The sequence below is a fragment of the Amycolatopsis sp. BJA-103 genome (assembly GCF_002849735.1).
Classification (GTDB): domain Bacteria; phylum Actinomycetota; class Actinomycetes; order Mycobacteriales; family Pseudonocardiaceae; genus Amycolatopsis.
The window spans coordinates 253,782-269,787 of record NZ_CP017780.1 but is presented as its reverse complement, the minus strand read 5'-3'; the positions used below and the strand labels follow the sequence as shown (position 1 = coordinate 269,787).

General features: G+C 64.8%; 9 protein-coding genes and 3 rRNA genes. 5 read left to right on the top strand and 7 right to left on the bottom strand.

Translation table 11 applies throughout. From position 1 onward, the window contains the following. The first annotated feature begins 147 nt into the window (after window positions 1-147). Window positions 148-429, top strand: a complete 282-nt coding sequence (locus BKN51_RS01330; protein WP_009081418.1) for a metal-sensitive transcriptional regulator — start codon at window positions 148-150, stop codon at window positions 427-429. Here BKN51_RS01330 and BKN51_RS01325 read toward each other — a convergent pair. The 3 genes from BKN51_RS01325 to BKN51_RS01320 are packed head-to-tail and all read right to left on the bottom strand — an operon-like array spanning window position 426 to window position 3,009. Then, the gene (locus BKN51_RS01325; protein WP_442857698.1) at window positions 426-2,588 is read right to left on the bottom strand and encodes a heavy metal translocating P-type ATPase; all 2,163 of its coding nucleotides are present in this window, start codon (window positions 2,586-2,588) and stop codon (window positions 426-428) included. The two genes, BKN51_RS01330 and BKN51_RS01325, sit on opposite strands and share 4 nt — an antisense overlap. A 41-nt stretch (window positions 2,589-2,629) precedes the next feature. After that, complete coding sequence (locus BKN51_RS43435) at window positions 2,630-2,806, bottom strand: hypothetical protein (protein ID WP_168214238.1); 177 nt, start codon at window positions 2,804-2,806, stop codon at window positions 2,630-2,632. Next, window positions 2,803-3,009 (bottom strand): heavy-metal-associated domain-containing protein, encoded by a 207-nt coding sequence (locus tag BKN51_RS01320; RefSeq protein ID WP_101605859.1) that lies wholly within the window; start codon window positions 3,007-3,009, stop codon window positions 2,803-2,805. The genes BKN51_RS43435 and BKN51_RS01320 overlap by 4 nt, the downstream gene beginning before the upstream one ends. Window positions 3,010-3,105: 96 nt before the next feature. Here BKN51_RS01320 and cobF point away from each other — a divergent pair, with 96 nt between their 5' ends. Further along, complete coding sequence (gene cobF / locus BKN51_RS01315) at window positions 3,106-3,876, top strand: precorrin-6A synthase (deacetylating) (RefSeq protein ID WP_101605858.1); 771 nt, start codon at window positions 3,106-3,108, stop codon at window positions 3,874-3,876. 439 nt (window positions 3,877-4,315) lie between these two features. On the opposite strand, the gene rrf is transcribed toward cobF, so the two are convergent. From rrf to BKN51_RS01300, 3 genes are all read right to left on the bottom strand, one after another. Then, window positions 4,316-4,432: ribosomal RNA gene (gene rrf, locus BKN51_RS01310) — 5S ribosomal RNA — on the bottom strand. A gap of 84 nt (window positions 4,433-4,516) precedes the next feature. Beyond that, window positions 4,517-7,655: ribosomal RNA gene (locus BKN51_RS01305) — 23S ribosomal RNA — on the bottom strand. A gap of 321 nt (window positions 7,656-7,976) precedes the next feature. Beyond that, window positions 7,977-9,493: ribosomal RNA gene (locus BKN51_RS01300) — 16S ribosomal RNA — on the bottom strand. Together the 16S, 23S and 5S rRNA genes form the textbook arrangement of a ribosomal RNA operon. Window positions 9,494-9,962: 469 nt before the next feature. On the opposite strand from BKN51_RS01300, the gene BKN51_RS01295 reads away from it, so the two are divergent. Both BKN51_RS01295 and BKN51_RS01290 read left to right on the top strand, forming a co-directional pair. After that, window positions 9,963-10,760 carry an alpha/beta fold hydrolase gene (locus tag BKN51_RS01295; protein WP_101605857.1) on the top strand — a complete coding sequence of 266 codons (798 nt, stop codon included), beginning with the start codon at window positions 9,963-9,965 and terminating at the stop codon, window positions 10,758-10,760. Window positions 10,761-10,768: 8 nt separating this feature from the next. Further along, a complete protein-coding gene (locus tag BKN51_RS01290; protein WP_101612994.1) occupies window positions 10,769-11,527 on the top strand; it encodes an SDR family oxidoreductase in 759 nt (252 codons plus the stop codon). 51 nt (window positions 11,528-11,578) lie between these two features. Here the strand turns inward: BKN51_RS01290 and BKN51_RS01285 are convergent, their stop codons facing one another. Continuing rightward, window positions 11,579-13,129 (bottom strand): IS1634 family transposase, encoded by a 1,551-nt coding sequence (locus BKN51_RS01285; RefSeq protein WP_101605856.1) that lies wholly within the window; start codon window positions 13,127-13,129, stop codon window positions 11,579-11,581. Window positions 13,130-13,314: 185 nt separating this feature from the next. Here BKN51_RS01285 and BKN51_RS01280 point away from each other — a divergent pair, with 185 nt between their 5' ends. Continuing rightward, entirely contained in the window at window positions 13,315-15,870 is a 2,556-nt protein-coding gene (locus BKN51_RS01280) for a bifunctional FO biosynthesis protein CofGH (protein WP_233224297.1), read from the top strand. Window positions 15,871-16,006: the final 136 nt, after the last annotated feature.

Below are 16,006 nucleotides of genomic sequence, written 5' to 3'. Positions count from 1 at the left end.
GCCGGGTGCCCGGCCGTTCACGCTTGAGTCGGAGCCGCCGGATCGTCCTCGACATCCTGGCACCCGCGAATTTCGCTCGCCCGGGGCGGATACGTGGGGAGGGTATACTCGGCGACGGCTGGGGAACGACGAGAGAACGGGTGCGGAATGACGGGCTACGGCAGCGAGCGGGAGGCCTACCTCAAGCGCCTGCGCCGGATCGAGGGGCAGATCCGCGGGTTGCAGCGGATGGTCGAAGAGGACAAGTACTGCATCGACATCCTCACGCAGGTGTCCGCGGCCACCAAGGCACTGCAGTCGTTCTCCCTCGAACTGCTGGACGAGCACCTCGCCACCTGCGTGGTCCAGGCCGCCGCCGCGGGCGGTGAAGAGGCCGACCTCAAGGTCCGGGAGGCCTCCGACGCCATCGCCCGGCTGGTCCGCTCCTAAGCGATCCCGCGGAACCCGCGCAGCCTCAGGCTGTTGGAGACGACGAAGACCGAGGAGAACGCCATCGCGGCCCCGGCGATCATGGGGTTGAGCAGGCCGAGCGCGGCCAGTGGCAGCGCGGCGACGTTGTAGGCGAACGCCCAGAACAGGTTGCCCTTGATCGTGCCGAGCGTCCGGCGCGAAAGGCGGATGGCGTCCACGGCCGAGCGCAGGTCACCGCGCACCAGGGTCAGGTCGCCCGCTTCGATCGCGGCGTCCGTCCCGGTGCCCATCGACAGGCCGAGATCGGCCTGCGCGAGTGCGGCCGCGTCGTTGACGCCGTCACCGACCATGGCGACCACCCGGCCCTCCGCCTGCAGCCGCTTGACGACGTCGACCTTGTCCGCGGGCAGCACCTCGGCGACGACCTCGTCGATTCCCACTTCGGCGGCGACGGCGTTCGCGGATCCGGTGTTGTCGCCGGTCAGCAGAACCGGCCGGAGCCCGAGCGCCCGGAGCTCCTTCACGGCCTGCTTCGAGGTCGGCTTGACCGTGTCGGCGACCACGAGCACACCGCGCGCCTCGCCGTCCCAGGCGACCACGATCGCTGTCGCGCCACGCTCTTCAGCCGCGGCTTTGACCTGCGCGAACTCGTCTCCGACGGTGATGTCGCGCTGCTCGAGGAGGGCCGTGCGGCCCGCCAAGACCGTCTTGCCTTCGACCTCGCCGACAACACCCAGGCCCTCGACGTTGCGGAACCCTTCCACCGGCGGCAGCTCGCCCAGCCGCTCTTCGGCGGCCGCGACGATCGCGTGGGCGATCGGATGTTCGGAAGCGTGCTCGACCGCGGCGGCGAGCCGGAGGACCTCGTCGGCGCCGTGGAGGTCGGTGAGGCTCATCTTCCCGGCGGTCACCGTCCCGGTCTTGTCCAGGACGACGGTGTCGACCGCGCGAGTGGACTCGAGCACCTCGGGACCCTTGATGAGGATGCCCAGTTGCGCGCCGCGGCCGGTGCCGACGAGCAGCGCCGTCGGCGTGGCCAGGCCGAGCGCGCACGGACAGGCGATGATCAGCACCGCGACGGCGGCGGTGAAGGCGGCGTCCGCCCCGCTGCCAGCCCCGAGCCAGAAGCCGAGCGTGCCGACCGCGAGCGCGATCACCACCGGGACGAACACGGCGGAGACGCGGTCCGCGAGCCGCTGGACCCGCGCCTTGCCGTTCTGCGCGTCCTCGACCAGCCGCGCCATCCGCGCGAGCTGGGTGCCGGCGCCGATCCGGGTGGCGCGGACGACGAGCCTGCCGCCCGCGTTGACCGTCCCGCCGACGACGGCGTCGCCGATGGTCACCTCGACCGGGACGGCTTCCCCCGTCAACATGCTCAGGTCGACCGCCGATCCACCGTCGGTCACGACGCCGTCGGTGGCGATCTTCTCCCCCGGCCGCACGACGAACTCGTCACCGGTCTTCAGCTCACCGATCGGGACACGGCTCTCGACCCCGCTTCTGAGGACGGCGACGTCCTTCGCGCCGAGTTCGAGCAGCGCACGGAGGGCGGCGCCGGAGCGGCGCTTGGACCGGGCCTCGAAGTAGCGGCCCGCCAGCAGGAAGGTGGTGACCCCGGCGGCGACCTCGAGATAGAGGTTGCCGGAGCCGGAGCCGCGCTCCATGGTCAGCTCGAAGCCGTGACGCATGCCGGGCACCCCGGCGGTACCGAAGAGCAGCGCGTACAACGACCAGAGCGTGGCGGCGACGACGCCGAGGGAGATCAGGGTGTCCATGGTGGCGGCGCCATGGCGGAAGTTCGTCCAGGCGGGGCGATGGAACGGCCACGCGCCCCAGGTGACGACGGGCGCGGCCAGAACGAGTGAGACCCACTGCCAGTAGGTGAACTGCCAGGCCGGGACCATCGCCAGCACGATCACCGGAACAGCGAGCGCGGCGGAGACCCAGAGCCGCCGACGAAGACCGTCTGTGTTGTCCGTGCTGTCTTCGTCAGGCTCGGGTTTCGGCGGTTCGGCCGTGTACCCCGCGGACTCGACGACACCGACGAGGTCGTCGACCGACACCGCGGCCGGGAAGTCGACCTGCGCCTTCTCGGTGGCGTAATTGACCGTGGCGGAGACGCCGTCGACCTTGTTCAGCTTGCGTTCGACCCGGGCCGCGCAGGAAGCGCAGGTCATCCCCCCGATGACCAGCTCGACGCGCTGCGATGTCTCGACGCTCACGGCGTGCCTCCCGTGTGGCCCTCGTGATGCCCTTCGTGCACGCTGGTCGGCGCGGGCGGGACCGGCGCCGGCGCCTCGTCCAGTGGCCCGACGGCCGAACCGATCGCCCAGGCGACGACGAACACCGCGACCAGAGCCGCGGCGAACGCCGACACCTTGACGGCGGTACTCACGAGACGAGCTGGTAACCGGCCTCGGTGACGGCCGCGTCCACAGTGTGGACATCGAGCGCGGTATCGCTGGTGACGGTTACTTTGCCACTGGCCACGTCCACGTTCACGGCGCTGACGCCCGCGATGCCGCTGACCTCCTCGGTGACGGAGGAGGCGCAGTGCCCGCAGGACATGCCCTTGACGGTGTAGGTGGTTTCGGCCATCGGTACGAACTCCTCTACAGGACTGGCGAAGCGATCACTTCCTTTATACCCCATGGGGGTAGGGGTGTGCATCGAGGGGGCGGGCACACTGCGGCGATGAGGAAGATCTCCGCCATCGGCATCGGCGCCGGCGACCCGGAACACCTGACCGTCCAGGCCGTCCGGCTGCTGAACGAGACCGATGTGTTCTTCGTCCTCGACAAGGGTTCAGAGAAGCAGGACCTGGTGGGCCTGCGCCAGGAGATCCTCGACCGGTTCGTCGAGCGGCCCGGGTACCGCGTCGTGCGGGCACCGGACCCCGAACGCGACCGTAGTCCGGACGACTACCGGAAGGCCGTCGCCGACTGGCACCGGCTCCGCACCGACGTCTACGAGACCATGATCGGTTCCCTGGGTCCCGACGAGCGGGGCGCGTTCCTCGTCTGGGGCGACCCGGCGCTGTACGACTCGACCCTGACCCTGCTGGACGCCGTACTGGAACGGGGCAACGTCGAGTTCGAGTACGAGGTCGTCCCCGGGGTGAGCAGTGTCGCCGCGCTGACGTCCCGGCACCGGACCACGATGAACCAGATCGGACGGCCGGTGCTGATCACGACCGGCCGCCGGCTCGAGGCGGGCTGGCCCGCGGACGTCGACGACGTGTTCGTGATGCTGGACGCGGGGTGCACGTTCACGAAGTTCGTGGATGCGGGCCTGGAGATCTACTGGGGCGCGTACCTCGGGACTCCCGACGAGCTCCTGCTCTCCGGTCCCCTGACCGCCGATCTCGCCGCGGAGATCCGCTCCGTCCGCGCTTCGGCGCGCTCGCGGAAGGGCTGGATCATGGACATCTACCACCTGCGCCGCCCCGCCCCTCGTGAGCGGTAAAGGCGGTTAGAACCGTCCTTACCACTCACGAGGCCGGGGGCTGCGGTGACCGTTGGGCCAGGGTGGTCGTGAGTGGCGATTCGGGTTAGAACACGAATCGCCACTCACGAGGCTGCGCGCGAGGGTGTCGTTTCCGCTGTCGGTGGGCCGAAGGGGCCTTTCGCCTCGTGTGATGTGGCGAAGGGGCCCTTTCGGTCTAGTCGCAAGTACGTGAAGGCCCCCTTCCTTGCGTTAGACGCAGTGAAGGGGGCCTTCACGTACTTCCCGCGGGCCAGGGCCACGTGCGAGGACCGCCTGCGGATCTCGTGAGTGGTAAAGGCGGTTAGAACCGTCCTTGCCACTCACGAGGCTCTGGATCCGGGTACGAAAAAAGGGTCCAGGCTCCGGGAGAACTCGTGGTTCTCGACCGGGGCCTGGACCCTCTTCTTCTTTAATGTTAGTCCGGCGGTGTCCTACTCTCCCACAACCCTTCGGTTGCAGTACCATCGGCGCTGTCAGGCTTAGCTTCCGGGTTCGGAATGGGACCGGGCGTTTCCCTGACGCTATAACCACCGAAACACTATGAAACAACCACTACCACCTGATACCGCTGGTGGTTGTGTGGTGTTTCAGAGCTGTAGAGTGGATGCGTAACATCTTTGTGGGCAAGTCCTCGGCCTATTAGTACCAGTCAACTCGATAACACATTACTGTGCTTCCATTTCTGGCCTATCAACCCAATGGTCTGTTGGGGGCCTTAACCCATCAAGGGTGGGATACCTCATCTTGGAACAGGCTTCCCGCTTAGATGCCTTCAGCGGTTATCCCTTCCGAACGTGGCCAACCAGCCATGCCACTGGCGTGACAACTGGCATACCAGAGGTTCGTCCGTCCCGGTCCTCTCGTACTAGGGACAGCCTTCCTCAAGTATCCTACGCGCGCGGCGGATAGGGACCGAACTGTCTCACGACGTTCTAAACCCAGCTCGCGTGCCGCTTTAATGGGCGAACAGCCCAACCCTTGGGACCTACTCCGGCCCCAGGATGCGACGAGCCGACATCGAGGTGCCAAACCATGCCGTCGATATGGACTCTTGGGCAAGATCAGCCTGTTATCCCCGGGGTACCTTTTATCCGTTGAGCGACACCCCTTCCACCAGGTGGTGCCGGATCACTAGTCCCGACTTTCGTCCCTGCTCGACATGTCTGTCTCACAGTCAAGCTCCCTTGTGCACTTGCACTCAACACCTGATTGCCAACCAGGCTGAGGGAACCTTTGGGCGCCTCCGTTACTCTTTAGGAGGCAACCGCCCCAGTTAAACTACCCATCAGGCACTGTCCCTGAACCAGATCATGGTCCGAGGTTCAGATTCCCAATCCGACCAGAGTGGTATTTCAACAACGACTCCACCAACACTAGCGTGCCAGCTTCACAGTCTCCCACCTATCCTACACAAGCCGAACCGAAAACCAATACCAAACTATAGTAAAGGTCCCGGGGTCTTTCCGTCCTGCCGCGCGTAACGAGCATCTTTACTCGTAGTGCAATTTCGCCGGGCCTGTGGTTGAGACAGCCGGAAAGTCGTTACGCCATTCGTGCAGGTCGGAACTTACCCGACAAGGAATTTCGCTACCTTAGGATGGTTATAGTTACCACCGCCGTTTACTGGCGCTTAAATTCTCAGCTTCACCCCCAAAGGGGTTAACCGGTCCTCTTAACGTTCCAGCACCGGGCAGGCGTCAGTCCATATACATCGTCTTGCGACTTCGCATGGACCTGTGTTTTTAGTAAACAGTCGCTTTCCGCTGGTCTCTGCGGCCACCATTCCCTAGTCCGCAAGGGACTTCAGGAACACTGGCCCCCCTTCTCCCGAAGTTACGGGGGCATTTTGCCGAGTTCCTTAACCACAGTTCACCCGATCGCCTTAGTATTCTCTACCTGACCACCTGTGTTGGTTTGGGGTACGGGCCGTGCACGCACTCGCTAGAGGCTTTTCTCGGCAGCATAGGATCACTCTACTTCACCTCAATCGGCTACGCATCACGTCTCAGCCTTAATGAAACACGGATTTACCTATGTTTCGGCCTACACGCTTACACCAGTACTACCACTCACTGGCGGAGCTACCTTCCTGCGTCACCCCATCACTCGACTACTACGGAATCAGATCCCACGCTCCACACAGAAACCTCCGTCCGAAGACATTGGTAGCTGGCTTTGGGTGGTTAGTATCAACCGCCTCATCCTGGGCGCACGTGCTCGGGTACGGGAATATCAACCCGTTATCCATCGACTACGCCTGTCGGCCTCGCCTTAGGTCCCGACTTACCCTGGGCGGATTAGCCTGGCCCAGGAACCCTTGGTCATCCGGCGGCAGAGTTTCTCACTCTGCATTCGCTACTCATGCCTGCATTCTCACTCCCACACCCTCCACGACTGGCTTCCGCCGCCGCTTCCCTGGATGCAGGACGCTCCCCTACCCATCCACACCACTAGACACAACCCTCAAGGAGTTGAGCCGATGTATTGCATGAATGACACAGCTTCGGCGGTGTGCTTAAGCCCCGCTACATTGTCGGCGCAGGACCACTTGACCAGTGAGCTATTACGCACTCTTTCAAGGGTGGCTGCTTCTAAGCCAACCTCCTGGTTGTCTGGGCAATCCCACATCCTTTCCCACTGAGCACACACTTGGGGGCCTTAGCTGGTGTTCTGGGCTGTTTCCCTCTCGACGACGAAGCTTATCCCCCGCCGTCTCACTGCCACACTCTCACACCACGGTATTCGGAGTTTGGTTGATTTCGGTAACCCGGTAAGGCCCCTAGACCATCCAGTAGCTCTACCCCCGTGGTGAAACATGTGACGCTGCACCTAAATGCATTTCGGGGAGAACCAGCTATCACGGAGTTTGATTGGCCTTTCACCCCTACCCACAGCTCATCCCCTCAGTTTTCAACCTAAGTGGGTTCGGCCCTCCACGTCGTCTTACCGACGCTTCAGCCTGGCCATGGGTAGATCACTCCGCTTCGGGTCTAGACCACGCGACTCAGACGCCCTATTCAGACTCGCTTTCGCTACGGCTACCCCACACGGGTTAACCTCGCCACGCAGCACTAACTCGCAGGCTCATTCTTCAAAAGGCACGCCATCACCGTAACATCCAAAGGATGTGCTCGGGCTCTGACGGCTTGTAGGCACACGGTTTCAGGTACTCTTTCACTCCCCTCCCGGGGTACTTTTCATCTTTCCCTCACGGTACTAGTCCGCTATCGGTCTTCAGGAAGTATTTAGGCTTACCGGGTGGTCCCGGCAGATTCACAGCAAATTCCACGAGCTCGCTGCTACTCGGGAACACCACCAAGATTCACTAACATGTGTTTTCGCGTACGGGACTCTCACCCACTCCGGTCGCCCATCCCAAGGCGTTCCACTAACACACGCGTAAACCCGGAAGACTGTCAGATCTTCCAAGGCGGGTCCCACAACACCACACACACAACGCCTGACAGCTTGACATGTGCATGGTTTAGCCTCTTCCGCTTTCGCTCGCCACTACTCACGGAATCACGGTTGTTTTCTCTTCCTACGGGTACTGAGATGTTTCACTTCCCCGCGTTCCCTCCACACACCCTATATATTCAGATGCGGGTAACACCACATAACTGGTGCTGGGTTTCCCCATTCGGAAATCCTCGGATCACAGCTCGGTTGACAGCTCCCCGAGGCATATCGCAGCCTCCCACGTCCTTCATCGGCTCCTGAAGCCAAGACATCCACCATGTGCCCTTAATAACTTGACCACAAAGATGCTCGCATCCACTCTACAGTTCTCAAACACCACACCAGAAACAAACTCCCGGAGCGTGAAAGCCCCTCGGCGTGTTGCCTCAGGACCCAACAGCATGCCAATGAACACCGACTCCTCTTAACCCCGCAGCACACGTTCCACGCACCCGAAAGTGCAGTACTAGCCCGTGCAGGCATCAAGCGAACCGACATAAACCAGTAGTTCCACAATTCCTTGAGCAACCAGTGCCACCACACATTCGGTGATGAAACCCTGGCCACCCCACAGTGCTGATCCCGGGTATCCCGGGGACTGTGGATGTGTTGCTCCTTAGAAAGGAGGTGATCCAGCCGCACCTTCCGGTACGGCTACCTTGTTACGACTTCGTCCCAATCGCCAGTCCCACCTTCGACCACTCCCCCCGCTTACGCGGTTGGGCCATGGGCTTCGGGTGTTACCGACTTTCATGACGTGACGGGCGGTGTGTACAAGGCCCGGGAACGTATTCACCGCAGCGTTGCTGATCTGCGATTACTAGCGACTCCGACTTCACGCAGTCGAGTTGCAGACTGCGATCCGAACTGAGACCGGCTTTAAGGGATTCGCTCCACCTCGCGGTATCGCAGCCCTCTGTACCAGCCATTGTAGCATGTGTGAAGCCCTGGACATAAGGGGCATGATGACTTGACGTCATCCCCACCTTCCTCCGAGTTGACCCCGGCAGTCTCCCACGAGTCCCCGCCATAACGCGCTGGCAACGTAGGATAAGGGTTGCGCTCGTTGCGGGACTTAACCCAACATCTCACGACACGAGCTGACGACAGCCATGCACCACCTGTACACCAACCACAAGGGAAGCCCTATCTCTAGGGATGTCTGGCGCATGTCAAGCCCAGGTAAGGTTCTTCGCGTTGCATCGAATTAATCCACATGCTCCGCCGCTTGTGCGGGCCCCCGTCAATTCCTTTGAGTTTTAGCCTTGCGGCCGTACTCCCCAGGCGGGGCGCTTAATGCGTTAGCTACGGCACGGACAACGTGGATGTCGCCCACACCTAGCGCCCAACGTTTACAGCGTGGACTACCAGGGTATCTAATCCTGTTCGCTCCCCACGCTTTCGCTCCTCAGCGTCAGTATCGGCCCAGAGACCCGCCTTCGCCACCGGTGTTCCTCCTGATATCTGCGCATTTCACCGCTACACCAGGAATTCCAGTCTCCCCTACCGAACTCAAGTCTGCCCGTATCGCCCGCACGCTCCACGTTAAGCGTGGAGTTTTCACGAACGACGCGACAAACCGCCTACGAGCTCTTTACGCCCAATAATTCCGGACAACGCTTGCACCCTACGTATTACCGCGGCTGCTGGCACGTAGTTAGCCGGTGCTTCTTATCCAGGTACCGTCACTTGCGCTTCGTCCCTGGCGAAAGAGGTTTACAACCCGAAGGCCGTCATCCCTCACGCGGCGTCGCTGCATCAGGCTTTCGCCCATTGTGCAATATTCCCCACTGCTGCCTCCCGTAGGAGTCTGGGCCGTGTCTCAGTCCCAGTGTGGCCGGTCACCCTCTCAGGCCGGCTACCCGTCGTCGCCTTGGTAGGCCATTACCCCACCAACAAGCTGATAGGCCGCGGGCTCATCCTGTACCGCCAGAACTTTCAACCAACCCCCATGCGAGAGTCAGTGATATCCGGTATTAGACCCAGTTTCCCAGGCTTATCCCAAAGTACAGGGCAGATTGCCCACGTGTTACTCACCCGTTCGCCACTAATCCACCCGAAGGCTTCATCGTTCGACTTGCATGTGTTAAGCACGCCGCCAGCGTTCGTCCTGAGCCAGGATCAAACTCTCCAACAATGTCAAATTTGATCGAGGCAATATACTTGCTCTCAAAGGAACCTCAAACGAGGTTCAAATACATAAGCTCTACTGGCTTAGTTCACTAGCACACTGTTGAGTTCTCAAGCAACACACCCCGAATCGCACCGCAGTCACGCGGCCTTATCCGAAGCAGTTATTTCTAGCAGTTTTTGGTGAGCCACCCACTCAATCACCCTGAGGTGAGAGCTTGGTTCGTGTCTCTGTCTTTCTCTCTGCCACCCGGTTTCCCTGGCGACTTGGAGAACTTTACATGGCCGGAAACCCCCCAAAACAGGGGGGTACCTTAACTGCGTTTCCGCAGGTCAGAGGCGAGAAATGGGCTCGCAACGGTCGATCACCCGGTGATCGACCCGGGAGCGCCCCAGGTGAACGCCCGGAAGAAACATTGCTCCGAGTACATTGCACCGTATTGAACTCCTGGATTGCTCCGATTAGCGTCGGTCTCATGAGCACTGCGGAACTCGACGGCATCTCCGTCGCTTACGACGACCTCGGCACCGGGTTGCCCGTCGTCCTCGTCCACGGCCACCCCTTCAACCGTTCGATGTGGCGGCCCCAGGCCGAACGCTTCAGCCTGGAGGGCTACCGGGTCATCACCGCGGACCTCCGGGGGTACGGCGAGACCACGGTGGTCCCCGGCAAGACCGGCCTCGACGTCTTCGCCGCCGACATCGCCCGCCTCGCCGATCACCTGGGCATCGAGCGGTTCGTCCTCGGCGGTCTCTCCATGGGCGGGCAGATCGTCATGGAGTTCCACCGCACGTATCCCGAGCGCGTCCTCGGGCTCCTGCTCGCCGACACCTCCCCTCAAGAAGAGACAGAAGAGGGCAAGCGCGTCCGCAACGAGACCGCGGACCGGGTCCTCGCCGAGGGCATCGGCTGGTACGCCGACGAGGTGCTGACGAAGATGGTCTCGCCGGAGAACGTCCGCACGATGCCGGACGTGGCGGCGCACGTCTTACGGATGATGCGCACGACTCCCCCGGAGGGAGCGGCGGCGGCGCTCAGGGGACGGGCCGAGCGGCCCGACTACCGGGAGAGCCTCAAGAAGGTCGCCGTGCCGAGTCTGGTCGTCGTCGGGACGGAGGACGAGTTCACGCCCGTCTCGGACGCCGAGCTGATGCGCGACCTCATCCCCGGCTCCACCCTGGCGGTGATCGAGGGCGCCGCCCACATGCCTAACCTGGAGCGCGAGGCCGAGTTCGACGCCGTGTTCGCACGGTTCCTGAAAGAAGTTGGGTGATCGTCTCCATGTCCCAGAAGACCGTTTTCGTGACCGGTGCCAGCGCGGGGTTCGGCGTCGAGATCGTCCGCCGGTTCGCCGCCGACGGCGCCAAGGTCGTCGCGGCCGCGCGTAGTAAGGACCGGCTCGACAAGCTGGCCGGCGAGCTCGGCGAGAACGTCCTGCCGATCGAGCTGGACGTGCGCGACGCCGACGCGGTGGCCGCACTGCCGGAGTCCCTGCCCGAGGAGTTCGCCGAGGTCGACCTGCTGGTCAACAACGCCGGCCTCGCCAAGGGCCTCGAGCCCGCCCACCGGGCGAAGCTCGACGACTGGGACCAGATGATCGACACGAACATCAAGGGTCTCGCGCATCTCACCCGCGCGTTGCTGCCCGGCATGGTCGAGCGCGGCCGCGGGCACGTGATCAACATCGGGTCGATCGCGGGCACCTACCCGTACCCCGGCGGCAACGCCTACGGCGCGACCAAGGCGTTCGTGCACCAGTTCAGCCTGAACCTGCGGGCCGACCTGCACGGCACCGGCGTCCGGGTGACCAACGTCGAGCCCGGCATGGTCGGCGGCACGGAGTTCTCCGTCGTCCGGTTCGAGGGCGACCAGGGCAAGGCCGACAACGTCTACAAGGGGACGACGCCGCTCACGGCCGCCGACGTGGCCGAGTCCGTCTTCTGGGCGGCTTCGCAGCCGGAGCACGTGAACATCAACGTCATCGAGTTGATGCCGGTGGTGCAGACCTTCTCCGCGCTTCAGATCCATCGTTCGGAGTAGCCGGTCAGGCAGAGCCTGTCCATTGAGGGTGGTGGTGGGGCCGGGTCTGGGCTAGAGACCGAAGAGGTCGAAGAGCGCCTGCTGTTCCGGGCTCCGCTCGGTCAGCAGGCGCCGCGTCCGCGGGCGGCCGCCGGTGGACGGATACCGCAGCACCGTCTCCCCGATCCCCGCCAGACTGTCCATCAACTCGCGGACCGACAGGTTCATCCCCGCCCGGTCGGCCTCGCGCCGCATGAGGTGCGTGACCGTCGACGCGAGCACCGTCACCAGCGTGTGGACGGCGATCCGGTGCGGGGTCCAGTCCCAGCGCGGGGCCGGACCGGCGACGGCGGAGCCGGTCAGCCAGCGGAACGTCGAGTCGAGGTGCGTCCGGGCGCGGTAGGCGGTGACGACCTCGGACACCGGCCAGTCGTGGTCGGTGACCAGCACCTGCTTGCCGAAGAACTCGTCGCGCAGCCGGGACACGGCGGCGTCGTCCACCTTCCACGTCAGCCGGATCTCCCCCGGCCTGGTGCCCGCCAGGGAAGGTGAGAGCACCCGCTCGACGCGGCGGCCGCGCGTGATCCGCGCGATTTCGGCGTTCACCTGGCCGCGGTCTCCCCGGTAGGTGCCCGCGGCGAGTGCGGCGCCGAGGCCGGCGAGCTCGCGGGTCGCGGTGCCGAGTTCGTCGCCGAACGCCCGGGCCTGCGCGTTGTGCAGGATCTCCGAATGCGTCAGGATCACGCGCCGCCGCACGCCCCCGACCACGGCTCTGGTGTCGAAGGCGGTCAGCCCGGCGAAGCGCACCGGATCGACGGGTTTGCGCGCGGACGCCGGTTTCGCCAGCAGGTCCGGGTGGTCCGCAAGCGGGAGCGCGCCGACGAAATGCCGTCCGAGGTCCAGTTGCGCGGCCTGACCGGCGGTGAAGACCAGCGTGACGTCGCCCGCCGGGTACCGCTCCCGGAGGTCGTCCGCGAGCGCGGCGAACGGCGGTGCCCCTTCCCTCGGGTACGTGTGCGACGCCAGCGGGATCGCGCCGTCCTTGGTGACCACCAGGCCGAGGCCGGCGAGTTCGCAACGGCAGGGGTCGGCCGTGGTGAAGGTGGCGAACTGCGGCACGTCGACGGCGAGCGCGGCGTTCCCCGTCCCCAGCGCCGAGAGCACCGCTTCAGCGACGGCGGTCTCGATCCGCGTGATCCGTTCCGGGGTGAGGCGTTGCAGCGCTCGCCAGTGATTCGCCAGGTCGGCCTTCAGGAACTCGCGCGCGACGCCGTCTTCCCACCAGGAAGCCAGGTCCGTGTCCGGCGCCGTCGCCCGGTGCAGGACGGCGAGCGCGAGATGCGAGCCCAAGGTGGTCTCGGCGCGCTGGGCTCCGACGGCTTCGTCGACCCTGCGGACGAAACCGAGCCGCCGCAAAGTGGCCCACACGGCCGCGACGTCGCCGAAGGTCCGGTGCCGCGCTTCGCCGGGCGCGGAGACGTCGCCGTCCATCGCGCGCCCGATCTCTTCGGCCGTGCCGAGGTAGCGCTGGGACACCACGCGGGGCTCGCCGTCGACCCTGGCGGAGGTGACGAGGTAGTAGTACGTCCGCCCGCCGACCTTCTTGCCGATCACCGAAGCCACACTTTAGGTAATACACTCCGGCCCACTGATCGGCAACCAAGATCGCGCTCTGACCAGCGGAAACAGTGACGATACCCACGTGGGTGACACGGTGGCGGGATGCGCACTGGCAGCTGGAGCGAGTCCGGCCATAGCGTGCGGGAATGGCATCCCCCGCTGACGCGACCGCCCCCACCACCTCGGCGATGCGCCGTGCGCTCGCCAGGGCGCGCGATGGGAAGACCCTCGACCTCACCGAGGCCTCGATCCTGCTCCAGGCGCGCGGTGACGATCTCAAGACACTGTCCGACCACGCTTCCCGCGTCCGTGACGCCGGGCTCGTCGCGGCCGGCCGTCCCGGCGTGGTCACCTACAGCCGTTCGGTGTTCATCCCGCTGACCCGGTTGTGCCGGGATCGCTGTGGCTACTGCACTTTCGCGACCGTCCCGGGCCGGGTCGAATCGCCGTTCCTCTCCCCCGACGAGGTCCTCGACATCGCGCGCAAGGGTGCCGCGATGGGCGTCAAGGAGGCGCTGTTCACCCTCGGCGACCGTCCGGAGGACCGCTGGACGGCGGCGAAGGACTGGCTCGACGCCCACGGCTACGACGACACGCTGTCCTACGTCCGGGCGATGGCGATCCGGGTCCTTGAAGAGACCGGCGTACTGCCGCATCTCAACCCGGGCGTGCTGACCTGGCAGGACTTCCAGCGGCTCAAGCCGGTTTCGGCGTCGATGGGCATGATGCTCGAGACGACCGCGAAGCGGCTCTACACCGAGAAGGGCGGCCCTCACTACGGCTCGCCCGACAAGGACCCCGACGTCCGCCTGCGCGTTCTCGAAGACGCCGGCCGCAGCTCGGTGCCGTTCACGACGGGCATCCTGATCGGCATCGGCGAGAACTTCGAAGAGCGCGCCGACACGTTGTTCGCCATCCGCAAGGTCGCCAAGACCTACGGCGGCATCCAGGAAGTCATCGTGCAGAACTTCCGCGCGAAGCCGGACACGAAGATGCGCGCGACCCCGGACGCCGACCTCGAGGAGCTCGCCGCGACCATCGCCGTCGCGCGGCTCGTGCTCGGGCCGCGGATGCGCATCCAGGCGCCGCCGAACCTGATCGGCCAGCAGTACGAACTGATGCTGAACGCCGGCATCGACGACTGGGGCGGCGTCTCCCCGCTGACCCCCGACCACGTGAACCCCGAACGCGCGTGGCCGCAGATCGACGAGCTCAAGCGCCGCACCGAAGCGCTCGGGTTCACCGTGCGCGAGCGGCTCCCGATCTACCCGGAATACGTCAAGACCGGCGAGCCGTGGCTGGACCCGCGGATGAACGCGCATCTCGCGCCGCTGACCGACACCGAGACCGGGCTCGCGATCGAAGAGGCCATCCCGGTGGGCATCCCGTGGCAGGAGCCGGACGGCGGCTGGAAGGAGGCCGGGCGCACCGATCTGCACGTCGAGGTCGACACCGTCGGGCGGACGGAAGACCGCCGCAGTGACTTCGACTCGGTCTACGGCGACTGGGACGAGATCAAGGGCAACATCAAGACCGCGCCGCAGCGGTTCGACACCGACATCCGGGATGCCTTGCGCAGCGCGGAAAAGAACCCCGCCGGGCTTTCGGACGACGAGGCTCTGGCGCTGCTGCACGCCGACGGCCCGGAGCTCGACGCGTTCACCGAGATCGCCGACGACCTGCGCCGCGAGGTGAACGGCGACGACGTCACCTTCGTGGTCACGCGGAACATCAACTTCACCAACGTCTGCTACACCGGCTGCCGGTTCTGCGCGTTCGCCCAGCGGCGCACCGACGCCGACGCGTACACGCTTTCGCTGGAGCAGGTCGGCGACCGGGTCGACGAGGCGTGGGCCGCGGGCGCGACCGAGATCTGCATGCAGGGCGGCATTCACCCGGATCTGCCGGGTACCGCGTACTTCGATCTCGCGGCCGAGGTGAAACGGCGTCAGCCCGGCATCCACCTGCACTCCTACAGCCCGATGGAGGTCGTCAACGGCGCTTCGCGGACGAACCTCTCGATCGAGGACTGGCTCGCCCAGGCGAAGGCGTCCGGCGTCGACTCGCTGCCGGGCACGGCGGCGGAGATCCTCGACGACGACGTCCGCTGGGTGCTGACGAAGGGCAAGCTGCCGACGTCGGAATGGATCAACGTCGTCACCACCGCGCACAAGCTCGGCATCACGACGACGTCGACGATGATGTACGGCCACGTCGACACTCCCGCGCACTGGGTCGGGCACCTGAAGCTGCTGGCGAAACTGCAGCGGGAAGGCCTGGAACGCAACGGGCGGCGCGGGTTCAGCGAGTTCGTGCTGCTGCCGTTCATCCACCAGAGCTCGCCGATCTACCTCGCCGGGCTCGCCAGGGCGGGCACGACGCTGCGCGAGAACCGCGCGGTGCACGCGCTGTCCCGGCTGCTGCTGCACGGGATGATCGACAACATCCAGAGTTCCTGGGTGAAACTCGGCGAAGAGGGCAGCCGCGCGGTGCTCCAGGGCGGGGTCAACGACATCGGCGGGACGCTGATGGAGGAGACGATCAGCCGGATGGCGGGTGCGGCCAACGGGTCGTACAAGACGATCAGCGACATGCGCTCGATGGTCGAACCGCTGGGGCGTCCGCTGCGGCAGCGGACCACCGAATACGGCACGCCGACGGCGGAACGGATCGCCGCGGCCGAGGCGTCGGACGGCGTCGCGACCGCGGTCCGGCGGCCGCTGCTGCCGCTTGTCACTTCCTGACGAATAACCCGCGAAGGCCCCCTTCTCCGCGCACAGCGTGGCGAAGGGGGCCTTCACTTTGCGTGTGTCACCGATCACAAGGAGCGGGGACCCTCGGCGTTTTCTGTGCTAAACCCGAGAATCACTTCCGGGCAGC

What these genes read in the sequence shown, in the direction of transcription:
- BKN51_RS01295 (WP_101605857.1), top strand. Translation starts at nt 9,963, where the DNA reads ATGAGCACTGCGGAACTCGACGGCATCTCCGTCGCTTACGACGACCTC.
- cobF (WP_101605858.1), top strand. Translation starts at nt 3,106, where the DNA reads ATGAGGAAGATCTCCGCCATCGGCATCGGCGCCGGCGACCCGGAACAC.
- BKN51_RS01280 (WP_233224297.1), top strand. Translation starts at nt 13,315, where the DNA reads ATGCGCCGTGCGCTCGCCAGGGCGCGCGATGGGAAGACCCTCGACCTC.
- BKN51_RS01330 (WP_009081418.1), top strand. Translation starts at nt 148, where the DNA reads ATGACGGGCTACGGCAGCGAGCGGGAGGCCTACCTCAAGCGCCTGCGC.
- BKN51_RS01290 (WP_101612994.1), top strand. Translation starts at nt 10,769, where the DNA reads ATGTCCCAGAAGACCGTTTTCGTGACCGGTGCCAGCGCGGGGTTCGGC.
- BKN51_RS01325 (WP_442857698.1), bottom strand. Translation starts at nt 2,588, where the DNA reads ATGACCTGCGCTTCCTGCGCGGCCCGGGTCGAACGCAAGCTGAACAAG.
- BKN51_RS01320 (WP_101605859.1), bottom strand. Translation starts at nt 3,009, where the DNA reads ATGGCCGAAACCACCTACACCGTCAAGGGCATGTCCTGCGGGCACTGC.